The following is an 18,918-nucleotide window of genomic DNA, read 5'->3' on the forward strand; positions in this document are numbered from 1 at the left end:
TCCCCCTCAGGAAAGGATCGATCCGCCGAAGTCGTCGTCATCGTCGTTGTCGGCCGGACGGCGGCGCCGGGGCGGTTGCTGCTGCGGAGGCGGCGGCGGGGTGCGCGGCGGCGCGGGCGGCCGTGGCTCTTCGTTGTCCTCCGGCAGGAACCGGCGGACGCGGTCGGGTTCCGGGAACGCGGGCTCCGGCTCCGGCGGCGGCTCCGGGAACGTGCTCTGCGCTTCGCGGACGATCTCCGCCGCGGCCTGGTCGCCGGCGCCGGTGGTCTCGGTCATGGCCTGCTGCAGCAGTTCCGGGATCCGCGCCTGCGCGCGCTGCACCAGCTGCATCACCTGCGCCGACACCTCGGCCATCCGCTTACCCGCCGCGGCCTCGGTGATGACGAGGTTCTTCAGCAGGCCGCGCGAGTCGACGGTCACCTGCACCGAGCCGTCCTTCGACCGCTCGGTGACCGTCTGTCCCTGCATGCGATCGGCCAGCGCCTGGTACCGCGCGGCGTTCTGCTCGAGCCGCTTGGTCCAGTTGTCGATCATCTCGTCGCTGGCGTCGACGCTGTCCGGCATCCCGGCCCCTTCTCTCTGCTTCTCCCCACTGACGGATCCGAGCCGCCGGCGGTTCCCCGAGTACGCCAAAGGCCACCATAGGGGACCCGGAGGTCTCCCACGGTGGCCTTCGCCGAGATGTGTCAGAGGTTGCCGCGGCGCTCCTGCTCACGCTCGATCGCCTCGAACAGGGCCTTGAAGTTGCCCTTTCCGAAGCCCAGCGAGCCGTGCCGCTCGATCAGCTCGTAGAAGACGGTCGGGCGGTCGCCGATCGGCTTCGTGAAGATCTGCAGCAGGTAGCCGTCCTCGTCGCGGTCGACCAGGATGCTGTGCTCCTTGAGCGTCTCGATCGACACGCGGACGTTGCCGATCCGGGCGCGCAGCTCGGGGTCGTCGTAGTAGGAGTCCGGGGTGTCGAGGAACTCGACGCCGGCCGCGCGCATCGCGGTGACCGTGGCGATGATGTCGTTGGTGGCCAGCGCGATGTGCTGGCAGCCGGCGCCGCCGTAGAACTCGAGGTACTCGTCGATCTGCGACTTCTTCTTCGCCACGGCGGGCTCGTTCAGCGGGAACTTGACGCGGTGGTTGCCGTTCGAGACGACCTTGCTCATCAGCGCCGAGTACTCGGTGGCGATGTCGTCGCCGACGAACTCCGCCATGTTCACGAAGCCCATGACGCGGTGGTACCAGTCGACCCAGTAGTCCATCTTGCCGAGCTCGACGTTGCCGACGCAGTGGTCGACGGCCTGGAAGAGCCGCTTCGGCGCGCCTTCGGGCCGCTTGATCGTGCTCTCGCGCGGCTCGTAACCGGGCAGGTAGACACCGGTGTAGCGCGACCGGTCGACCAGCGAGTGGCGGGTTTCGCCGTAGGTCGCGATCGCGGCCATGCGGACGGTGCCGTGCTCGTCGGAGACGTCGTGCGGCTCCTCGAGGACGGTCGCGCCCTGCGCGCGGGCGTGCTCGATGCACTTGTCGACGTCGGTGGTCTCGAGCGCCAGGTCGATGACGCCGTCACCGTGCTTGCGGTGGTGGTCCAGCAGCGGCGAGTCCGGCCGCACGCCGCCGGTGATGACGAACCGGGCCGAGCCGGACTTGAGGACGTAGGACTTGCGCTCGAAGTCGCCGGTCTCGGGTCCCGAGTACGCGACGAGCTGCATCCCGAACGCGATCTGGTAGTACCAGGCGGTCTGGGTGGCGTTGCCGGCGATGAACACCACCGCGTCCATGGCCTTGACCGGGAACGGGTCGGTCGAGGCGTCGTGGTCGACGAGCCCGACGAGCTGACGCAGCTGGTCATAACTGACGTCGTCGAGCGCGCCCTGAGGTTCGGCAGTCTGGGTCATACTCCGAAGGATCCGCCTCGTGAGGCAAGATGTGCAATGGTCTCAGTTTTTGCTGGACAATATGCAAGGTGGCTGCCGGACATCGGCTGTCATCGTGGACAATCTGCGCAGGGAAGAATGTCATGTCGGAGAACCTCGACGCGTTGGACGCGCGCCTGCTGCTGTTGCTGACCGACTCCCCGCGGCTCGGGGTGCTGGAGTGCGCGCGCCGGCTCGGCGTCGCGCGCGGAACGGTCCAGGCGAGGCTGGACCGGCTGACCGAGCGCGGCATCCTCGGCGGCTTCCCGCCGGAGCTCGACCTGGCGGCGATGGGTTACGGCCTGACGGCGTTCGCGGTGATCGAGATCGCCCAGGGCCGCCGTGCTGAGGTGGCCGAGGCCCTGGCGGCGATCGACGAAGTCTGCGAAGTCCACGCGACAACGGGGCAAGGTGACCTGTTCGTCCGGATGGTGGCGCGGGGCAACGACGACCTGCAGCGGGTGATCGACGAGGTGGTCGGTGTCCCGGACGTGCAGCGGACGTCGACGTCGATCGCGTTGTCGACGCCGGTGCCCCCGCGGGTCCGCCCGCTGCTGGAGCGGACCGCGCGGGAGGAGTGACTCAGCCTTCGTCGACGACCTGGGCCAGGTACCGCTTCGCCGACCGCTGCACCACTTCGAAGCCGTCGGTCCGCACGATCGCGTCCCACCAGGCCCCGTAGATCGCCTCGAACCGGTACCCCGCCAGCAACTCCGCCGCCCGCCGGACGATGTGCGGCCGCTCCGGGACCAGGTTCGGGTAGCTGTACATGAACCCGACGTGGGTGCGGTCACCGATCACCTGGACGATGTCGCCGGACAGCAGCGCCCCGCGGCCTTCTTCCCCGTCCGGCCAGTGCAGCACCGTGCCACCGGTGAAGTGCACACCGAGGTTGATGAGCCGCAGGTCGTCCGCGACGTCCAGCGTCGTGCCGGACCACAGCTTCACCGCCGGGTCGGGCCGGCCGATCCACTGCTGGTCACCTTCGTGCAGGTAGATCGGGACGTCGAACGCGTGCGCCCACTCGACCATCGTCGTGTAGTAGTGCGGGTGGCTGATCGCGATGCCGGTGATCCCGCCCAGGTCGCGGACCTGCGCCACCAGCGCGTCGTCGAGGTAGGCCGCGCAGTCCCAGAGGAAGTTGCCGCTGCGCGCCTGCACCAGCAGCGCGCGTTCGCCGATCGCGAAGCCGGGGTTCGAGCCGACGCCGATGATGCCGCGGCCCTGCTCTTCGACGCGCGGGGTGTACGTGCCGCTCGCGCGGAGAGCGGAAAGGTTCGTCCACTGCTGCCCGGACTGCGGGACGTACTGGCGTTCGTCCTCGCAGACCGGGCAGTCGTCACGGGCCGCGGCGTACTGCATACCGCAGGCCTGGCAGATCGGTTCGGTGCTCACGGCGAATTCCTCCCAGAATGTGAATCCTGGGAGGACACGCTAGCCCGGATTACTTGCTGTCGGCGTAGGGAACGGCCTTCACGAGGGTGACCTTCTGGAGTTTGCCGTTCGGCAGCTCGTACTCGCGCGACTCGCCCTCCTTGGCGCCGAGCAGGGCCTTGCCCAGCGGCGACTCCGGGGAGTACACGTCGAGGTCGCCTTCGGCGCCTTCCTCACGGGTGGCGAGCAGGAACTTCTCGTCCTCGTCGTCACCTTCGTACCGGACGGTGAGCACCTTGCCCGGGCCGGCGGTGCCGTCGTTCGCGGGCGCCTCGCCGACCTTGGCCGAGCGCAGCAGCTCCTGCAGGTGCCGGATGCGCGCCTCGGCCTGGCCCTGTTCTTCACGGGCGGCGTGGTAGCCGCCGTTCTCCTTGAGGTCGCCTTCTTCGCGGCTGTCGTTGATGCGCGCGGCGATGACCGGACGATTCTCGATCATTTCGTCGAGCTCGTGCTTCAACCGGTCGTAGGCATCCTGGGTGAGCCAGGTCACCTTGGTGTCGCTCACGGTCACCATCTCCTCGTCGGGCCTGCCAGGCTTGCGTGTTCAAGCCGGCCCACGCGGGCGCAGTTGCCCGCGTGGCTGAGATAAAGGAAAAACACGGCCCGTCGTGGGCCGTGCTGAAGGGTCAGACTATCACGGCGCGACAGGTCAACGCCCGTTATTTCCGCGCGCCGTGGGCGTTGGGCGCGCGGTTCACCCCGTTGGCCGCTATGGGGTTGACAGGTAGCGTGGTATGTCGTACGAGCAGCCGTACACGTCGGCCGTCACCGGCTCCCCGATGCTCTTGATCGTCGTGGTCATCCTGCTGTACTTCGCGCCGGCGGGGATCAGGAGCTCTTTGCGGCCGCTCTCGGCGCCGGTCTTGTCGCGGACGCGGACGATGCAGACGCCCGGCCGGTTGTTGTCGTCGCGGGTCACGTTGAGGGTGATTTCCATCGCGTTGCCCGGTTTTCCGGCGAAGGCGACCCGCTCGGCGTCGATCGGCGTGGCACCGAGGTTGACGTAGGCGACCCACGCGATCACGCCGCTGACCAGCAGGGCGATGGCGAGGAAGAGCCAGCGGCGCCACCGCCGGGGCGCCTTCGCGCGCCGGGTGCCGTACCGGTCCTCGAGCAGCGCGGGCGCGCTGCCGCCGGCGACCGTTTCCGCCGGTCCGCCTGCCAACCCGGGCCTCCTGCTCGTTCTTGTCGTACCCGTGGGGACAATGGGGGGTGTCCGACGCGGGTGCTCGCCGTCTTAGGCGAGTATCCGCTCGCTGGGTGGGCGGCCCGCAGGTGGGTCGCGGAATAAGGCTGGAAAGGGAGTCGTTCGGAGCATGGTGGACGCCGACGAGCTGGAAAACAACGCCCAACCGCGCCTGCGCCTGCGCCTGATGGCCGTGCACGCGCACCCGGACGACGAGTCGAGCAAGGGCGCCGCCTCGATGGCGCGCTACGCCGCCGAAGGTCACGAGGTGCTGGTCGTCACGTGCACCGGGGGCGAGGCCGGCAGCATCCTGAACCCCGCCATGGACCGGCCGGACGTGCTGGCGAACATGGCCGAGGTCCGCCGTGAGGAGATGGCCCGCGCGGCCAAGATCCTCGGCGTGAGCCAGCGCTGGCTGGGCTTCGTCGACTCCGGCCTGCCGGAGGGCGACCCGCTGCCGCCGGTGCCCGAGGGCTCGTTCGCCGTCGTCCCGCTGGAGGAGTCCACCGAGGCGCTGGTGCGCGTGATCCGTGAGTTCCGCCCGCACGTGATCACGACGTACGACGAGAACGGCGGGTACCCGCACCCCGACCACATCCGCACGCACGAGGTGTCGATGGCGGCGTGGGACGCGGCGCCGGACCCCGACCGCTTCCCCGACGCCGGTGCGCCGTGGCAGCCGCTGAAGCTGTATTACATGCACGGCTTCTCGCGGGCCCGGATGCTGGCGTTCGACAGCGCGCTCAAGGAGGCCGGGCTCGAGTCGCCGTACACCGAGTGGCTGGCCAAGTGGGACCCCGACAAGGCCGATGTGATGGAGCGGGTGACGACCCGCGTGGAGTGCGGTGAATACTTCGAGGTGCGGGACGAGGCGCTGAAGGCGCACGCCACGCAGATCGACCCGACCAGCCGCTGGTTCGCCGTGCCACTGGAGATCCAGCGCGAGACCTGGCCGACCGAGGAGTACGAGCTGGTCAAGTCGCTGGTCGACAGCACGTTGCCGGAGGACGACCTGTTCGCCGGCATCAAGGAGAAGGTGAACACATGAGTCTGACGCTGCCGGCCGGCGTGGTGCTTCCGGTGACCGCGTCGGCCCTGGTCCTGACGCAGCAGCCGGGGGACGGCGACAACGGCGGGCAGGGTGAGGACTTCGGCAAGTCCTCGCCGGTCGGCTTCCTGGTGCTGATCCTCTTCCTCATCGCGGTGGCCCTGCTGGTCCGCTCGATGACGAAGCACCTGAAGCGCGTCCCGGCCAGTTTCGACGAGGAGCCCGCGGAGGAGAAGGCCGCGGAGGAGAGCGCCGAAGCCGGGGAGAAGGACGAGGCGGCCGAGAAGCCCGTCAAGGACTCCTCGGCCACCAAGGCCGACAGCTAGCTAGAGCCGCGGGTCCACCGGATCCGACTCCAGGGCGAGCACCGCGAACACGCACTCGTGGACCCGCCACAGCGGCTCACCCCGGGCGACGCGCTCCAGCGCCTCCAGGCCGAGCGCGTACTCCCGCAGCGCCAGCATCCGCTTCCGGTTGAGCCCGCGCTTGCGCAGCCGCTCGAGGTTCGACGGCAGGGTGTAGTCGGGCCCGTAGATGATCCGCAGGTACTCGCGCCCGCGCACCTTTACCCCCGGCTGCACCAGCCCGCGCGTGCCGCGGGTCAGGTTCGCCGACGGCTTGACGACCATGCCTTCACCACCGTTCGCGGTCAGCTCCTCCCACCACGAGACGCCCCGGGCGACCGAGGCGTCGTCCAGCAGGTCGACGGAGAGCGTGCGGGTGGGCTGGAACCGCGGTCCGGTCAGCTTCTCGAGCGCCGCCAGGTGCCAGGAGTGCGGCCGGTCGTGGTACGCCGTCCCTTCGGACGCCAGCAGCTGGAACGGCGCCAGTCGCACGCCGTCCAGCCCGGTGGTCGGCCAGCAGTAGCGCCGGTACGCCGCCCGGTAGGAGTCCACTGTGGACTCGCGCAGTGCCGTCCGGGTCAGCAGGTCCGAGACGTCGATGCCGCGCGCGGCGGCCGTCGTCAACGCCGAGACCGCCGCCGGCAGCACCGCTTGGGCGGCCGCGCCGACCGCCGCGTACTGGTCCGAGATCAGCGAACCGGCCTTGGCGCTCCACGGCAGCAGCTCGGCGTCGAGCAGCAGCCAGCCCGACCGCAGCTCCTCGAACAGCCCGGCCGCCGCGGTACGCACGTCGGCCAGCAGTTCGAGGTTCTGCGCCGCCGAGAAGAACGGCCGTCCGGTCCGCGTGTACACCGCTCCGCCGCCGCGAATCCCGAAGCGCCGGTACGCGACTTCGTCGTCCTGGCACACCAGCACGACGGCCCGCGACCCCATGTGCTTCTCCTGGCACACGACCGACTGCACGCCGGCCGCCCGGAACTCGGCGAACGCTTCGTCCGGGTGCTCCAGGTGGTCCTCGCGCGAGGACGTCGAACACGGCGCCATCGTCGGCGGCAGGTAGGCCAGCCACCGCGGGTCGACCGCGAACCGGCTCATCACCTCCAGCGCCGCCGCGGACTGCTCCGCCGAGACGCCGACCCGTCCGTGGTGCGTGGTCTGCACGATCCGCTTCCCGGTGACGTCGGTCAGCTCCAGCACGGCGGGCTCGCGCCCACCGAGCGGCCGCGTCGCGTCGAGCGGCTTGGTCGGCTCGTACCAGACCCGGTGCGCCTTCACCGAGACGACTTCGCGCTCCGGGTAACGCAGCGCGGTCAGCTTCCCGCCGAAGACGGCCCCGGTGTCGAGGCACATGGTGTTGTTGACCCACTCCGGTTCCAGCGTCGGCGTGTGCCCGTAGAGGACCATCGCGGACCCGCGGTAGTCGCGCGCCCACGGCAACCGCACCGGAAGGCCGTATTCGTCGGTCTCGCCGGTCGTGTCGCCGTAGAGCGCCATGCTGCGGACCCGGCCGGACGCGCGCCCGTGGTACCGCTCGGGCAGCCCGGCGTGCGCGACGACCAGGTTGCCGCCGTCGAGGACGTAGTGCGCGATCAGGCCGTCGCAGAACTCGTGGGCCCGGCGCCGGAACTCCTCGCTTTCCGCGCCGAGCTGCTCCAGCGACTCGGCGAGCCCGTGCGCGACGTTGACCTTCCGGCCGTGCAGCGCCCGCACCAGCTTCTGCTCGTGGTTGCCGCAGACGACCAGCGCGTTCCCGCTCTCGGCCATCCCCATCACGCGCCGCAGCACACCCGGGGTGTCCGGGCCGCGGTCGACGAGGTCGCCGACGAACACCGCCGTCCGCCCGGCCGGGTGCACCCCGTCGACGTACCCCAGTTCGGCCAGCAGTTCTTCGAGCTCGGCCGCGCAGCCGTGGACGTCACCGATCACGTCGAACGGCCCGGTCAGCTCACGCTTGTCGTTGCGCAGCGGCTCGAAGACGATCTCGGCTTCGGCCACCTCGGCCTCGCCTCGCAGCACGTGCACGCGCCGGAAACCCTCACGCTCCAACGACTTCAGCGATCGCTGCAGCTCACCGCGCTGCCGCCGGACCACGTGGTCGCCGAAGTCGCGGTCGGGGCGCGAAGCGTTGCGCGCGGCGCAGACCGCGATCGGCAGGTCGAGCACGATCGCCGTCGGCAGCACGTCGTGCTCCTTCGCCAGCTTCACGAGGCTCGCCCGCGAAGCGCGCTGGACGTTCGTCGCGTCGATGACGGTCGTCCGCCCGGCCGCCAGCCGCTTGCCCGCGACGTAGTGCAGCGTGTCGAAGGCGTCGGCGGACGCGGACTGGTCGTTTTCGTCGTCGGCGACGAGCCCGCGGAAGAAGTCGCTGGAGAGCACCTGCGTCGGCGCGAAGTGCGTGCGCGCGAACGTCGACTTGCCGGAGCCGGAAGCGCCGACGAGCACGACGAGCGACATGTCGGGAACGGTCAGCTTCACGCGGCCACCTCCTTGCTGCTCGTGAAGACCGCCAGCTGGGTCGGCGGTCCTGAATTCTGGTCCTCCGGTCCCACCGGCAGGTAACGAACGTCGTAGCGGTTTCGGGCCGCGACGCCGTCGGCCCAGGCGCGGAACTGCGCCCGCGTCCATTCGAACCGGTGATCGGCGTGCCGGAAATGCCCCATCGGCAGGAATTCGAACAGCCGGTTGTACTCCGCGTTGGGCGTCGTGACGAGCACCGTCCGCGGCGCCGCGACCCCGAACACGGCGTGTTCCAGGGCCGGGAGCCGCTCCTCGTCGACGTGCTCGACAACCTCCATCAGCACGGCCGCGTCGTAGCCGGCCAGCGCCGGATCGGCGTAGGTCAGCGCGGACTGCCGCAGCGTCACGCGGCTGTTGTCCTTGAGCCGCTTCTCGGCGATGTCCAGCGCGCTCGCGGAGACGTCGACCCCGACGATCTCGGTGAACGACGGCTCCTTTTCGAGCACGCGCAGCAGTGCGCCGCCACCGCAGCCGAGGTCGAGCACACGCTGCGCGCCGGCGGCCCGCAGCGCCGCGAGCACACTGCCGTGCCGCTGGGTGGCCAGCGGTTCCGGCCGGTCGGGCGCCTCGGTGACCAGCGCCTCGGCCTCCGCCGGGACGTCGTCGGCCTCGGCCAGCCGCGAGAGCGCGTAGCTCACGACCGGACGGCGCCGCTCGAGGTAGCGGTTGGTGATGAGCGTCCGCTCGGGGTGGCCGGCGAGCCAGCCGTCACCGGCGCGCAGCAGCTTGTCGGCCTCGTCCTGGCCGACCCAGTAGTGCTTGTCGCCGTCGAGCGCGGGCAGCAGGACGTAGAGGTGGCGCAGTGCGTCGGCGACCCGGTGGGTGCCGGTGAGCCGCAAGTCGACATAGCGACTGTCGCCCCACTGCGGGAACTCCGGGTCGAGCGGGATCGGCGTCGCCGTGACGCGCCAGCCGAGCGGCTCGAACAGCTTGTGCACCACTTCCGCCCCGCCGCGCGCGGACAGCGAGGGCACGTGGATCTCCAGGTCGAAAGCTTCGTCGGCGAGTTCCGGACGTGCGGCGCAGCGCCCAGCGAGCGCGGTCGTGAACGCCGCCCGCAGTGCGACCGCGAGGTACGAGCCCCCGGCGTACGGCCGGTCGTTGACGTACTGCGTCAGCGACGTCCCGCCGCCGCGGACGAGCGCGATCGGGTCGATCTCGACGAGCAGCGCAACCGTGCACCGCATCGGCTCGGCTTCGGGGTAGAAGACGTGCGCAGTGCCGGCGGACAGCACGACCGACTGCGCCTTCTCCGGATGCTTGTGCAGGAGAAAGCCCAGGTCGGTGGCGGGGGTACGGGTCGTCGTGATCGTCAGCAGCACCGGCTCAGTGTGGCGGAGGGGCCGGTGACCGCGCGCCCGGTTTTCCGGGGTGCGACCCTGGGGCCATGAACCGCCTCGCCAGCGCGACCAGCCCGTACCTGCTCCAGCACGCGGACAATCCGGTCGAGTGGTGGCAGTGGGGCGCCGACGCGCTCGCCGAGGCGAAGCGGCGGAACGTCCCGATCCTGCTTTCCGTGGGGTACGCCGCGTGCCACTGGTGCCACGTGATGGCGCACGAGTCGTTCGAGGACGCCGAAACCGCGGCCGTGATGAACACGAACTTCGTCAACATCAAGGTCGACCGCGAGGAGCGGCCGGACATCGACGCCGTGTACATGGCCGCCACGCAGGCGATGACCGGCCAGGGCGGCTGGCCGATGACCTGCTTCCTCACCCCGGACGGCGAGCCGTTCCACTGCGGCACCTACTACCCGCCGACACCGCGGCCGGGGATGCCGTCGTTCCGGCAGCTGCTGTCCGCCGTCACCGAGGCGTGGAAAGAACGTCCCGACGAGCTGCTGGAGGGCGCGAAGCAGATCGTCGCCCACATCGCCGGGCAGACCGGGCCGCTGCAGGAGTCCGTTGTGGACGAAGCCGTGCTCGCGGCCGCCGTCGAAAAGCTCCAGGGGGACGCCGATCCGGTCAACGGCGGGTTCGGCCGCGCGCCGAAGTTCCCGCCGTCGATGGTGCTGGAGTTCCTGCTGCGCCACCACGAGCGCACCGGGTCCGAAGTCGCGCTCGCCCTGGTGGACAAGACGGCCGAAGCGATGGCCCGGGGCGGGCTGTACGACCAGCTGGCCGGCGGGTTCGCGCGGTACTCCGTCGACGCCGAGTGGATCGTGCCGCACTTCGAGAAGATGTTGTACGACAACGCGTTGCTGCTGCGGTTCTATGCCCACCTCGGGCGCCGGACCGGCTCAGCCACGGCCCTGCGGGTCACCTCCGGGACCGCGGAGTTCCTTGCTTCGGAGTTGCGAACGCCTGAAGGTGGCTTCGCGTCTTCGCTGGACGCGGACACCGAAGGCGTCGAAGGCCTGACGTACGTCTGGACGCCTGCGCAGCTGCGTGAGGTCCTCGGTGACGACTCCGCGGCCGAGCTGTTCGGCGTCACTCCCGAGGGCACCTTCGAAGAGGGCGCGTCGACCCTGCGCCTGTTCGGTGACCTGCCGGAGCCGGTGCGCGTCCAGCTCCTGGAGGCGCGTTCGAAGCGGCCGCAGCCCGGCCGGGACGACAAGGTGATCGCGTCCTGGAACGGCCTGGCGATCACCGCGCTGGCCGAAGCGGGCGTGGCGTTCGATCGTCCACAGTGGATTCAGTGGGCGGTTGACGCGGCCGAGTTGCTGCTGCGGGTCCACGTCGTCGACGGACGGCTGCGGCGCAGCTCGCGCGACGGCGTTGTCGGGGAGTCCGCGGGTGTGCTCGAGGACTACGCCTGCGTCGCGGACGGATTCCTGGCGCTGCACCAGGCGACGGGCTCCGCGAAGTGGCTCACCGAAGCGACCCGCCTGCTCGATCTGGCGCTGACGCACTTCGCGTCCCCGGACGTCCCGGGCGCGTACTTCGACACCGCCGACGACGCCGAAGCGCTGGTCCAGCGGCCGGCCGACCCCGGTGACAACGCGAGCCCGGCCGGGGCGTCCGCGCTGGCCGGGGCGCTGCTGACGGCGTCCGCGCTGGCGGGCCACAACAACGTCGGGCGCTACCGGGAGGCCGCCGAGCAGGCGCTTCGCCGGGTCGGCGTGCTGGCCGGGCGGGTGCCGCGGTTCGCCGGGCACTGGCTGTCGGTGGCCGAAGCGCTGCAGGCCGGTCCGGTGCAGGTGGCGGTGGTGGGCGCGGACCCGTCGTTGCTGCTGGCGGCGGCGCGGGGGATCCACGGCGGCGGCATCGTGCTGGCCGGCGAGCCGGACGCGCCCGGCGTGCCGCTGCTGGCGGACCGTCCGCTGGTCGACGGCGGCGCGGCGGCGTACGTCTGCCGCGGTTACGTCTGCGATCGCCCGGTCACGACGGCCGAAGCCCTCGCCGCCCAGCTCTGATCGCCCTGGGTGAACGACGGCCACCTTCGAGTGTTTCCGGCGTAGCGTGAGTTACGTTGTAATCATGTAATCGCGGAGGTGCGACATGGGACGAGGCTGGAAGGGCGGCCGCGGCTGGCAGCAGGCGGAGGTGCCGTCGGCGGACGACGCCGCGGCCTGGTTCGGCGGGCGCCTGCCCGACGGGTGGTTCACCGGCGCGCCGGAGGTCACGGTCGACCGAGAGGAGATCATCGTGGTCGGTGAGCTGCCGGCGCTCACCGAGGAGTACGCCGACGACGCGGCCCGCGCGGCCGCCGAGGAAGGCCGGATCAGCCGGTACCGCGAGGAGACGCGCGACGAGCGCATCGAGATCGCGCGCCAGGCCGAGCACCGCTACCAGCGCAAAGTCGCGTGGGGCGCGAAGCTCGGCGGGACGAAGGCGCTGTTCACCACCCACTCGGCGCCGGTGATGACCCGCCTGCGCCAGCCGGAGCGCCTGATCCTCGACACGCTCGTCGACGCCGGCGTCGCGCGCTCGAGGTCGGACGCGCTGGCGTGGGCCGTGCGCCTGGTGGGCGAGCACGCCGACAGCTGGCTCGGCGACCTGCGGGAAGCGATGAGCAAGGTCGACGACCTGCGCTCGAAGGGCCCCGACCTCGCCTGACCGAAAAGCCGTGAAGGCCTCCTCACCGGCCATAAGAGCCGGGAAGGGGGCCTTCACGGCTCTTATGGCACCAGGCACCTTCCGCGTGCCGGGCGCAACCCTGGACCCGGAGCCGCTTCCCCGCCTAGAGTTCGTCGTGCCCACGGTCCGTGCCGTGGTTCCGCCGTCGCACCAGTCTTTCCCGTGAAGGAAGGCGTCCATGGACGGCAGGTTCTCCCGGCGGCAGCTGATCAAGGCCGGGCTCGCGATTCCGCTGCTCCCCGCTCTCCCCGTGCCGGCGCGGCACCGCCTCGACGTGCCCACGCTCCCGTGGCCGGCGGCGAACACCATCGTCGCGAGCACCACGATCCCCGCGTTCGCGGACCGGAAGTTCCCGATCACCGGTTACGGCGCGAAGAACGACGGCAAGACCGACAACACGGCGGCGATCGGCCAGGCGATCGACGCCTGCACCGCGGCCGGCGGCGGCCACGTGATCGTGCCGAAGGGCACGTTCCTCACCGGCGCGATCCACCTGAAGAGCAACGTCGACCTGCACCTCGAACCGGGCGCCGTGCTGAAGTTCAGCGGTGACGCGGCGAAGTTCCCGAACGTCCTGACGCGCTACGAAGGCATCGAGTGTGTCAACCGCTCACCGATGATCTACGCCTACCAGCAGAAGAACATCGGCCTCACCGGCAGCGGCACGCTCGACGCGGCGGCGACGTCGTCGTGGAACAAGGGCAGCGACCGGGCGTACCTGGAAACCTTGGTGGCACAGGGAATCCCGCCGGAGAAGCGGGTGGTGCCGGGCTCGGGTCACACGATGCGCTCGACGTTCGTCGAGCCGTACGCGTGCGAGAACGTGCTGATCCAGGGCATCACGCTGAAGAACTCCATGTTCTGGCAGCTGCACCCGACGCTGTGCCGCAACGTCACGGTCGACGGCGTCCGCACCGATCCCAGCACCGCGCACTCCAACACCGACGCCTGCGACCCCGAGTCGTGCGACCACGTCGTCGTCGCGAACTGCACCCTGGGCGCGCACGACGACAACATCGCGATCAAGTCCGGCCGCGACGCCGACGGGCGCCGGGTGAACGTGCCGTGCCAGAACCTCGTGGTGGTGAACTGCGTGATGAACGGCAACTGGGGCGCGATCACCTGCGGCAGCGAGCAGACCGGCGGGATCCGCAACGTCTACGCGTACCGGCTCACCGTGCAGGGTGATACGAAGTTCGCGCTGTACGTGAAGTCGAACACGCTGCGTGGCGGATTCTCGGAGAACATCAACCTCGACAGCGTGTCCGGCACCTTCGCGCGGAACTTCGTGTTCGTGACGTCGACGTACAACAACCAGACGGGGAGCACGCCTCCCTCGTTCGGGCCGTTCACGATGAGCAACTGCTCGAGCACGAAGATCGCGGGCCGGACCTTCGACGTCAGCGGGCTTTCCGGCGCCCACGTGCACGGGTTCGGGGTTTCGGACAGCCGGTTCGCCGGTGTGGCCGACGCCTCGAACACGCTGAAGTACGTGGACAACGCCCGGTTCACGAACGTGACGGTCAACGGGAAGCCGATCTGAACCTGCGGGATCGGCGTGGCTGCGGCAGGCTTACTACCAACGAGTAGGAAGCCTGCCGTCAGTCCTTTCCGGAGGTAGCCGTGGACGTCCCCGAAGTGCCGTCGAAGGTCGATCCGGACGCGCTCACCGCCGTCCTCGACGGCCGCTGGGCCGAGCTGCGCGCCGGCGTGCGCGCGCAGATGGCCGACGCGGAGTTCCGGGACCCGGTGGACCTCGGCATCGAGGCGCACCGCGCCCAGGTGCTCGACCAGCTACGTGCGCTCGCCGAGACCGACCGCCCCGGCCTGGGCTTCGACCCGGCGTACGGCGGCGGTGGTGACGTCGGCGGCTCGGTGACGTCGTTCGAGATGCTGGGCTTCGGCGACCTGTCGCTGATGGTGAAGGCCGGTGTCCAATGGGGACTGTTCGGCGGCGCCGTCCAGCTGCTCGGCACCGAGCGGCACCACGAGCAGCACCTGCGCGCGATCATGGACCTCGGCCTGCTCGGCTGCTTCGCGATGACCGAGCACGGCCACGGCTCCGACGTCCAGCACCTGCGCACCACGGCGACCTTTGTGGACGGCGGCTTCGTGGTGCACACCCCGGATGCCATGGCCACCAAGGAGTACATCGGCAACGCGGCCCGCGACGGCCGGATGGCGGTGGTGTTCGCGCAGCTGGTCACCGGCGGCGAGTCCCGTGGTGTGCACGCGTTCCTGGTGCCGATCCGGGACGAGACCGGCGCGCCGATGCCCGGGGTGTCCATCGAGGACTGCGGCCCGAAGGCGGGCCTGAACGGCGTCGACAACGGACGGCTGAGCTTCGACAACGTCCGGATCCCGCGTGAGGCGCTGTTGAACCGCTTCGGCGACGTCTCCGCGGACGGAACGTATTCGAGCCCGATCGAGAGTGACAGCCGCCGGTTCTTCACGATGCTGGGCACCCTGATCCGCGGCCGGGTCAGCGTCGGCGGAAGCGCCGGGAGCGCCACGAAACGCGCCCTGGCGCTGGCGATCCGCTACGGCGAGCAACGCCGTCAGTTCATGACGCCGGACGGCGACGAAGTGGTCATCCTCGACTACCTCGGCCACCAGCGGAAGCTCCTGCCGGCGCTGGCGAAGACGTACGCGCTGCACTTCGCGCAGGAAGAGCTGGTGGCGAAGCTGCACGACATCGACTCCTCGGCGCCCGAGGAGGAGCAGCGCGAGCTGGAGTCGCGCGCGGCCGGGCTGAAGGCGCTCAACACGTGGCACGCGACGGCGACGATCCAGTCCGCGCGCGAGGCGTGCGGCGGCTCGGGGTACCTCGCGGAGAACATCCTGCCCGGCCTGAAGGCCGACACCGACGTCTTCACGACGTTCGAAGGTGACAACACGGTGCTGCTGCAGCTGGTCGCTAAGGGCCTGCTGACCAGCTACAAGCAAGATTTCGAAGACCTCTCGCCGCTGGCCACCGCCCGGTTCTTCGCCGACCAGGTGGTCAGCACGATCCTGGAGCGGACGTCGGCGCGCAAGGCCGTCGACGCGCTCACCGAAGGGTCGGACGCGGAGGTGTTCTTCCGCCGGGAGTGGCAGCTGCGGCTGTTCGAGGACCGCGAGGAGCACGTGGTCGAAGGGGTGGCGAAGCGCCTGCGCAAGGCGGCGTCGGACCCGTTCGGCGTGTTCAACTCGGCGCAGGACCACGTGCTGCGCGCCGGCCGCGTGCACGTCGAGCGGCTGATCCTGACCGCGTTCGCGTCGGCGATCGAACGGTGCGAGGACCCGGACGCCCGCACGCTGCTGGAGCGCGTCTGCGACCTGTACGCATTGTCGGCGATCGAAGAAGACCTGGCGTGGTTCCTGGGCCACGGCCGCCTTTCGGCGGCACGAGGCAAGGCCGTCACCGCGGCGGTGAACGGCCTTTGCTCGGAGCTGCGCCCGCACGCACGGGCCCTGGTCGACGCGTTCGCCATCCCGGGACAGTTCCTGGCGGCGCCGATGCTGCGGTCCTGATTGTCCCATTGGGGAAGATTCTGCTGCAGGGCAAGGGAAAGCGGCCCGGCGGACGTGCTCTACGCTGGCGCGTCCGCTCCCGCTCTCCGAAGGAACCCCCATGGGCGCACGCCGTGAAAGACGCTTGCTCGACCTCGCCGCACCGCTGATGCAACCGGGCGAAACGCCCGAAGTGATCACCATGGCCAAGGTGGGTTCGGTCCGCCAGGTCTTCGGCCAGGGCATCGCCCTCGGTGTCGCCACGGCCGTGCTCAGCGGCGGCATGATGTTCTCGATCACGACCCAGCGCGAGCTCTACCTGCTGCTGACCGACCGCCAGCTGCTTTTCTTCGAGGCCGACCCGTCGACCGGCGGCCCGCGCAAGGCCCTGTTCGGCGTGCCGCGCGGGCAGCTCGCGATCACCGAGCCGTCGAGCGGCTTCCTGGTGAAGTTCGAGCTGTACGTCCAGGGCTGGGACCGGGCGCTGACGCTGTCGATGCCGCCGTTCCCGCCATCGATGCGGAAGAAGGGCCTGCAGCTGCTGGCCGGGCTGCCGCGCCTGCAGGCGGCCCCGGCCTGAACCCGGGAGCGGCCGGGGTCGGGGCCCGGCCGCCCGCTCCGGGCGGTCCTACTTGCGGTGCTTGCCGTTGTCGTCGGTGACCTCGAACTGCTCTTTGCGGACCTTGCCGGAGACGGTCTGCTCGTCGGTGACCGTCTCGGCCCGCAGGCGCACCCGCTCGACCGGTACGGCTTCCTTGTGCACCACCGGCTTCTCGGCGTGCAGGACGAGGTCCTGCTCGTCCTCGCCGATCTCCGCCCCGCGCTGGCCGTCCTTGATCGGCTCACGCTCGATCCGCACCTCTTCGTGCCGCACCGGCACGGTGACCTGCTGCTCTTCGGTGACGACGTACTTGCGCAGCCGCACGTGCCCGGTCTCGACCTGCTCGGTCCCGACGTTGAGCCGCTCCTCGGAGCGCGTCATCGTGCGGTCGCCGTCCATTTCGGACTTCCCGCGCCCGCTCATGCCGGCCTTGCCGCCATCCATGCCGGCCTTGCCGCGGCCGGCGTCGGCCATGCCCTGGCCCGTTCCGCGGCCCTGCGCCCGGTCGTCCATCCGGCCGTCGGGCGAAGTGCGCGGCACCGGGAGTCCGTAGTGCTGGTAGAGCTGCGCGCTCTCCTCGGGCGAGAGGTGCCCGTCGGCGTCGATGCGCGGCGCGTCGGAGACGGCGTCCTTGTCGACGCGGACGTGCACGCCGTCCTTGTCGGTGTGCGCGCCGGAGAGCGGGACGAAGCTCTCCTTGGTGCCGAACAGGCCGGTCTTGACGGTGATCCACTCCGGCTGGCGGGTCGTGTCGGCGAGGTAGACGTTGCCGACCTTCCCGAGCTTGTTGCCGGCCGGGTCGACCACGGCACTGTCGATGAGCTCCTGGGGCTGCATGGTCTTGGCCATCGCTGTGCTGCTCCTTCCACGCGTTGGGTCTGTTGAGGGTTACGGTCGGCCGTGCTGTTGATCACGGCAACCGTCGTGGTGTTCCCGTGGGTGACCCCCGAAGGTGGTGGTTTGAAGCCGTCTCCGCTGGTCAGGTCCGAGGTGTCCCCGCAGGTGGGGCGGGGTGGCCACGCGGTGATCGGCGCCGTGGGTGATGGCGCGAAGGTGTGGACCTCCGTCGCGCTGGGAAGCAGGGGGCATGGACGAATGCGAAGTGATGTGGCGCGTCCCCGCGGACGCGGACGCGGTGATGCAGTTCGTCGGCTGGGAGCACCCGCTGCCGGCCGTGGTGCTGAAGCTGGGCGAGGTGACGATGACCCTGGCCCCGCCCCGCAACCGGGCCGAGGAGATCGCGTTCGCGCGCTTCATGGTGAAGCTGGCCGCAGCCGCCCGTGACGCGGCGAAGGAGGTCTTGCCGCTGTGACCGGCGCCACTCGCTTCGCTGTCACAACGTCGGCCGCTCCGTCGTCAAGGCTGTGAACGACGACGAAGGGAACCGGTCATGGAAGCGCGTCTCAACATGTTCGAGAACGAAGTCACCACCAAGTTCTTCAAGCGCCTGATCGCGGCGTCGCGCCCGATCGAGGAGTCGACCCTCCCGAAGGTGACCCAGGAGCTGGTGAAGATCCGCGCGAGCCAGATCAACGGCTGCGGAATGTGCCTGGACATGCACACGAAGGACGCAGCAGCCGCGGGCGAAACGGCGGTCCGCCTGGCATTGGTGGCAGCGTGGCGCGAGGCAACGGTGTTCACCGAGGCCGAGCGCGCGGCCCTGGCCCTGACGGAAGAGGGAACCCGCCTGGCGGACGCGCACGAAGGCGTCAGCGACGAGACGTGGGAGTCGGTCCGCAAGCACTACGACGACGAGCAGATCGGCGCGCTGGTGTGCCTGGTGGCGGAGATCAACACGTGGAACCGGCTGAACGTGATCCTGCGCAATCCGGCGGGGGAGTACCAGCCGGGCATGTTCGGCTGAGCCTTGGTCGCTGAGGGGACTTCACCTGGGGGTGAGGTCCCCTTTCGGCGGGTCAGGCGTACATGGCCAGCCAGGTCGCGATGATCTGCTCCTGGTCCTTTCTCGACCTGCAGCCTGGTGCCCTATGCGGGTGCTGAGCTGCAGTTTTACCTGTCATCAGTTCTCGGGGTTTCCTGCCCCACCACGGCCGGGCGGGCCGGCCACGAAGCCGACCGGACAAGCTGCACGCCGACAAGGGCTACGACTATCGCCGCTACCTGACCCGCCGCGGTATCAAAGGTCCGGATCGCCCGGCGCGGGATTGAGGGCGAGTCCCGCCTCGGCCGGGTCCGCTGGGTCGTCGAACGCACCATCTCCCGGCTGCTGCGGTTCAAACGCCTCGGGCTGCGCTACGACCGGACCGAATGCACGACGCTGGCGCTACTCACGCTGGCCTGCGCCGTGATCAACGTCCGCAGCCGCGTTGCTGACGGCACCATCGACGGGGATGAACGAGCACTCTCGTCGGG

18 protein-coding genes and 1 pseudogene are annotated in these 18,918 nt (G+C 70.1%); 11 read left to right on the top strand and 8 right to left on the bottom strand.

Annotated features, from left to right (window positions below; all coding sequences use genetic code 11):
* Positions 1–6 precede the first annotated feature (6 nt).
* Positions 7–564: a YbaB/EbfC family nucleoid-associated protein gene (locus ACIA5G_RS41540; protein ID WP_395933642.1), complete on the bottom strand. Its 558-nt coding sequence runs from the start codon at positions 562–564 to the stop codon at positions 7–9.
* A gap of 122 nt (positions 565–686) precedes the next feature.
* A complete protein-coding gene (gene hppD / locus ACIA5G_RS41545) occupies positions 687–1,886 on the bottom strand; it encodes a 4-hydroxyphenylpyruvate dioxygenase (RefSeq protein WP_395933644.1) in 1,200 nt (399 codons plus the stop codon).
* 122 nt (positions 1,887–2,008) lie between these two features.
* On the opposite strand from hppD, the gene ACIA5G_RS41550 reads away from it, so the two are divergent.
* Entirely contained in the window at positions 2,009–2,485 is a 477-nt protein-coding gene (locus ACIA5G_RS41550; protein ID WP_395933646.1) for an Lrp/AsnC family transcriptional regulator, read from the top strand.
* A 1-nt stretch (position 2,486) separates the two neighbouring features.
* Here the strand turns inward: ACIA5G_RS41550 and ACIA5G_RS41555 are convergent, their stop codons facing one another.
* From ACIA5G_RS41555 to ACIA5G_RS41565, 3 genes are all read right to left on the bottom strand, one after another.
* Positions 2,487–3,299, bottom strand: coding sequence for an MBL fold metallo-hydrolase (locus tag ACIA5G_RS41555; protein ID WP_395933648.1), 813 nt, complete (start codon positions 3,297–3,299; stop codon positions 2,487–2,489).
* 49 nt (positions 3,300–3,348) lie between these two features.
* Positions 3,349–3,852, bottom strand: coding sequence for a transcription elongation factor GreA (greA, locus tag ACIA5G_RS41560; RefSeq protein ID WP_395933650.1), 504 nt, complete (start codon positions 3,850–3,852; stop codon positions 3,349–3,351).
* Positions 3,853–4,047: 195 nt separating this feature from the next.
* The gene (locus ACIA5G_RS41565) at positions 4,048–4,503 is read right to left on the bottom strand and encodes a DUF4307 domain-containing protein (protein ID WP_395933652.1); all 456 of its coding nucleotides are present in this window, start codon (positions 4,501–4,503) and stop codon (positions 4,048–4,050) included.
* Positions 4,504–4,654: 151 nt separating this feature from the next.
* Between ACIA5G_RS41565 and mca the strand changes: the two genes are divergently transcribed.
* Together mca and ACIA5G_RS41575 are read left to right on the top strand one after the other, a co-directional pair.
* Entirely contained in the window at positions 4,655–5,572 is a 918-nt protein-coding gene (gene mca / locus ACIA5G_RS41570) for a mycothiol conjugate amidase Mca (protein WP_395933654.1), read from the top strand.
* Complete coding sequence (locus ACIA5G_RS41575; protein WP_395933656.1) at positions 5,569–5,898, top strand: hypothetical protein; 330 nt, start codon at positions 5,569–5,571, stop codon at positions 5,896–5,898. The genes mca and ACIA5G_RS41575 overlap by 4 nt, the downstream gene beginning before the upstream one ends.
* On the opposite strand, the gene ACIA5G_RS41580 is transcribed toward ACIA5G_RS41575, so the two are convergent.
* Positions 5,899–8,391, bottom strand: a complete 2,493-nt coding sequence (locus ACIA5G_RS41580; RefSeq protein ID WP_395933658.1) for a polynucleotide kinase-phosphatase — start codon at positions 8,389–8,391, stop codon at positions 5,899–5,901.
* A complete protein-coding gene (locus ACIA5G_RS41585; RefSeq protein ID WP_395933660.1) occupies positions 8,388–9,755 on the bottom strand; it encodes a 3' terminal RNA ribose 2'-O-methyltransferase Hen1 in 1,368 nt (455 codons plus the stop codon). The genes ACIA5G_RS41580 and ACIA5G_RS41585 overlap by 4 nt, the downstream gene beginning before the upstream one ends.
* Before the next feature lie 65 nt (positions 9,756–9,820).
* On the opposite strand from ACIA5G_RS41585, the gene ACIA5G_RS41590 reads away from it, so the two are divergent.
* The 5 genes from ACIA5G_RS41590 to ACIA5G_RS41610 all read left to right on the top strand — a co-directional run bounded on the left by ACIA5G_RS41590 (position 9,821) and on the right by ACIA5G_RS41610 (position 16,524).
* Positions 9,821–11,788 (top strand): thioredoxin domain-containing protein, encoded by a 1,968-nt coding sequence (locus ACIA5G_RS41590; protein WP_395933662.1) that lies wholly within the window; start codon positions 9,821–9,823, stop codon positions 11,786–11,788.
* 85 nt (positions 11,789–11,873) lie between these two features.
* Complete coding sequence (locus ACIA5G_RS41595) at positions 11,874–12,431, top strand: hypothetical protein (RefSeq protein WP_395933664.1); 558 nt, start codon at positions 11,874–11,876, stop codon at positions 12,429–12,431.
* A gap of 199 nt (positions 12,432–12,630) precedes the next feature.
* On the top strand, positions 12,631–13,995 hold the full coding sequence (locus ACIA5G_RS41600; protein ID WP_395933666.1) for a glycoside hydrolase family 28 protein: 1,365 nt from the start codon (positions 12,631–12,633) through the stop codon (positions 13,993–13,995).
* An 80-nt stretch (positions 13,996–14,075) separates the two neighbouring features.
* Positions 14,076–15,965 (top strand): acyl-CoA dehydrogenase, encoded by a 1,890-nt coding sequence (locus tag ACIA5G_RS41605; RefSeq protein ID WP_395933668.1) that lies wholly within the window; start codon positions 14,076–14,078, stop codon positions 15,963–15,965.
* Positions 15,966–16,065: 100 nt separating this feature from the next.
* On the top strand, positions 16,066–16,524 hold the full coding sequence (locus ACIA5G_RS41610) for a hypothetical protein (RefSeq protein ID WP_395933670.1): 459 nt from the start codon (positions 16,066–16,068) through the stop codon (positions 16,522–16,524).
* A gap of 48 nt (positions 16,525–16,572) precedes the next feature.
* Here ACIA5G_RS41610 and ACIA5G_RS41615 read toward each other — a convergent pair whose 3' ends face one another.
* Positions 16,573–17,394, bottom strand: coding sequence for a DUF2382 domain-containing protein (locus tag ACIA5G_RS41615; RefSeq protein WP_395933672.1), 822 nt, complete (start codon positions 17,392–17,394; stop codon positions 16,573–16,575).
* Positions 17,395–17,632: 238 nt separating this feature from the next.
* Between ACIA5G_RS41615 and ACIA5G_RS41620 the strand changes: the two genes are divergently transcribed.
* The 3 genes and pseudogenes from ACIA5G_RS41620 to ACIA5G_RS41630 form a co-directional block, all read left to right on the top strand.
* Positions 17,633–17,857, top strand: coding sequence for a hypothetical protein (locus ACIA5G_RS41620; protein ID WP_395933674.1), 225 nt, complete (start codon positions 17,633–17,635; stop codon positions 17,855–17,857).
* A 78-nt stretch (positions 17,858–17,935) separates the two neighbouring features.
* A complete protein-coding gene (locus tag ACIA5G_RS41625) occupies positions 17,936–18,409 on the top strand; it encodes a carboxymuconolactone decarboxylase family protein (RefSeq protein ID WP_395933677.1) in 474 nt (157 codons plus the stop codon).
* A 185-nt stretch (positions 18,410–18,594) separates the two neighbouring features.
* Positions 18,595–18,856 (top strand): annotated as a pseudogene (locus ACIA5G_RS41630) (transposase); the annotation flags it as partial.
* Positions 18,857–18,918: the final 62 nt, after the last annotated feature.

This window comes from Amycolatopsis sp. NPDC051758 (genome assembly GCF_044453095.1).
GTDB lineage: Bacteria > Actinomycetota > Actinomycetes > Mycobacteriales > Pseudonocardiaceae > Amycolatopsis.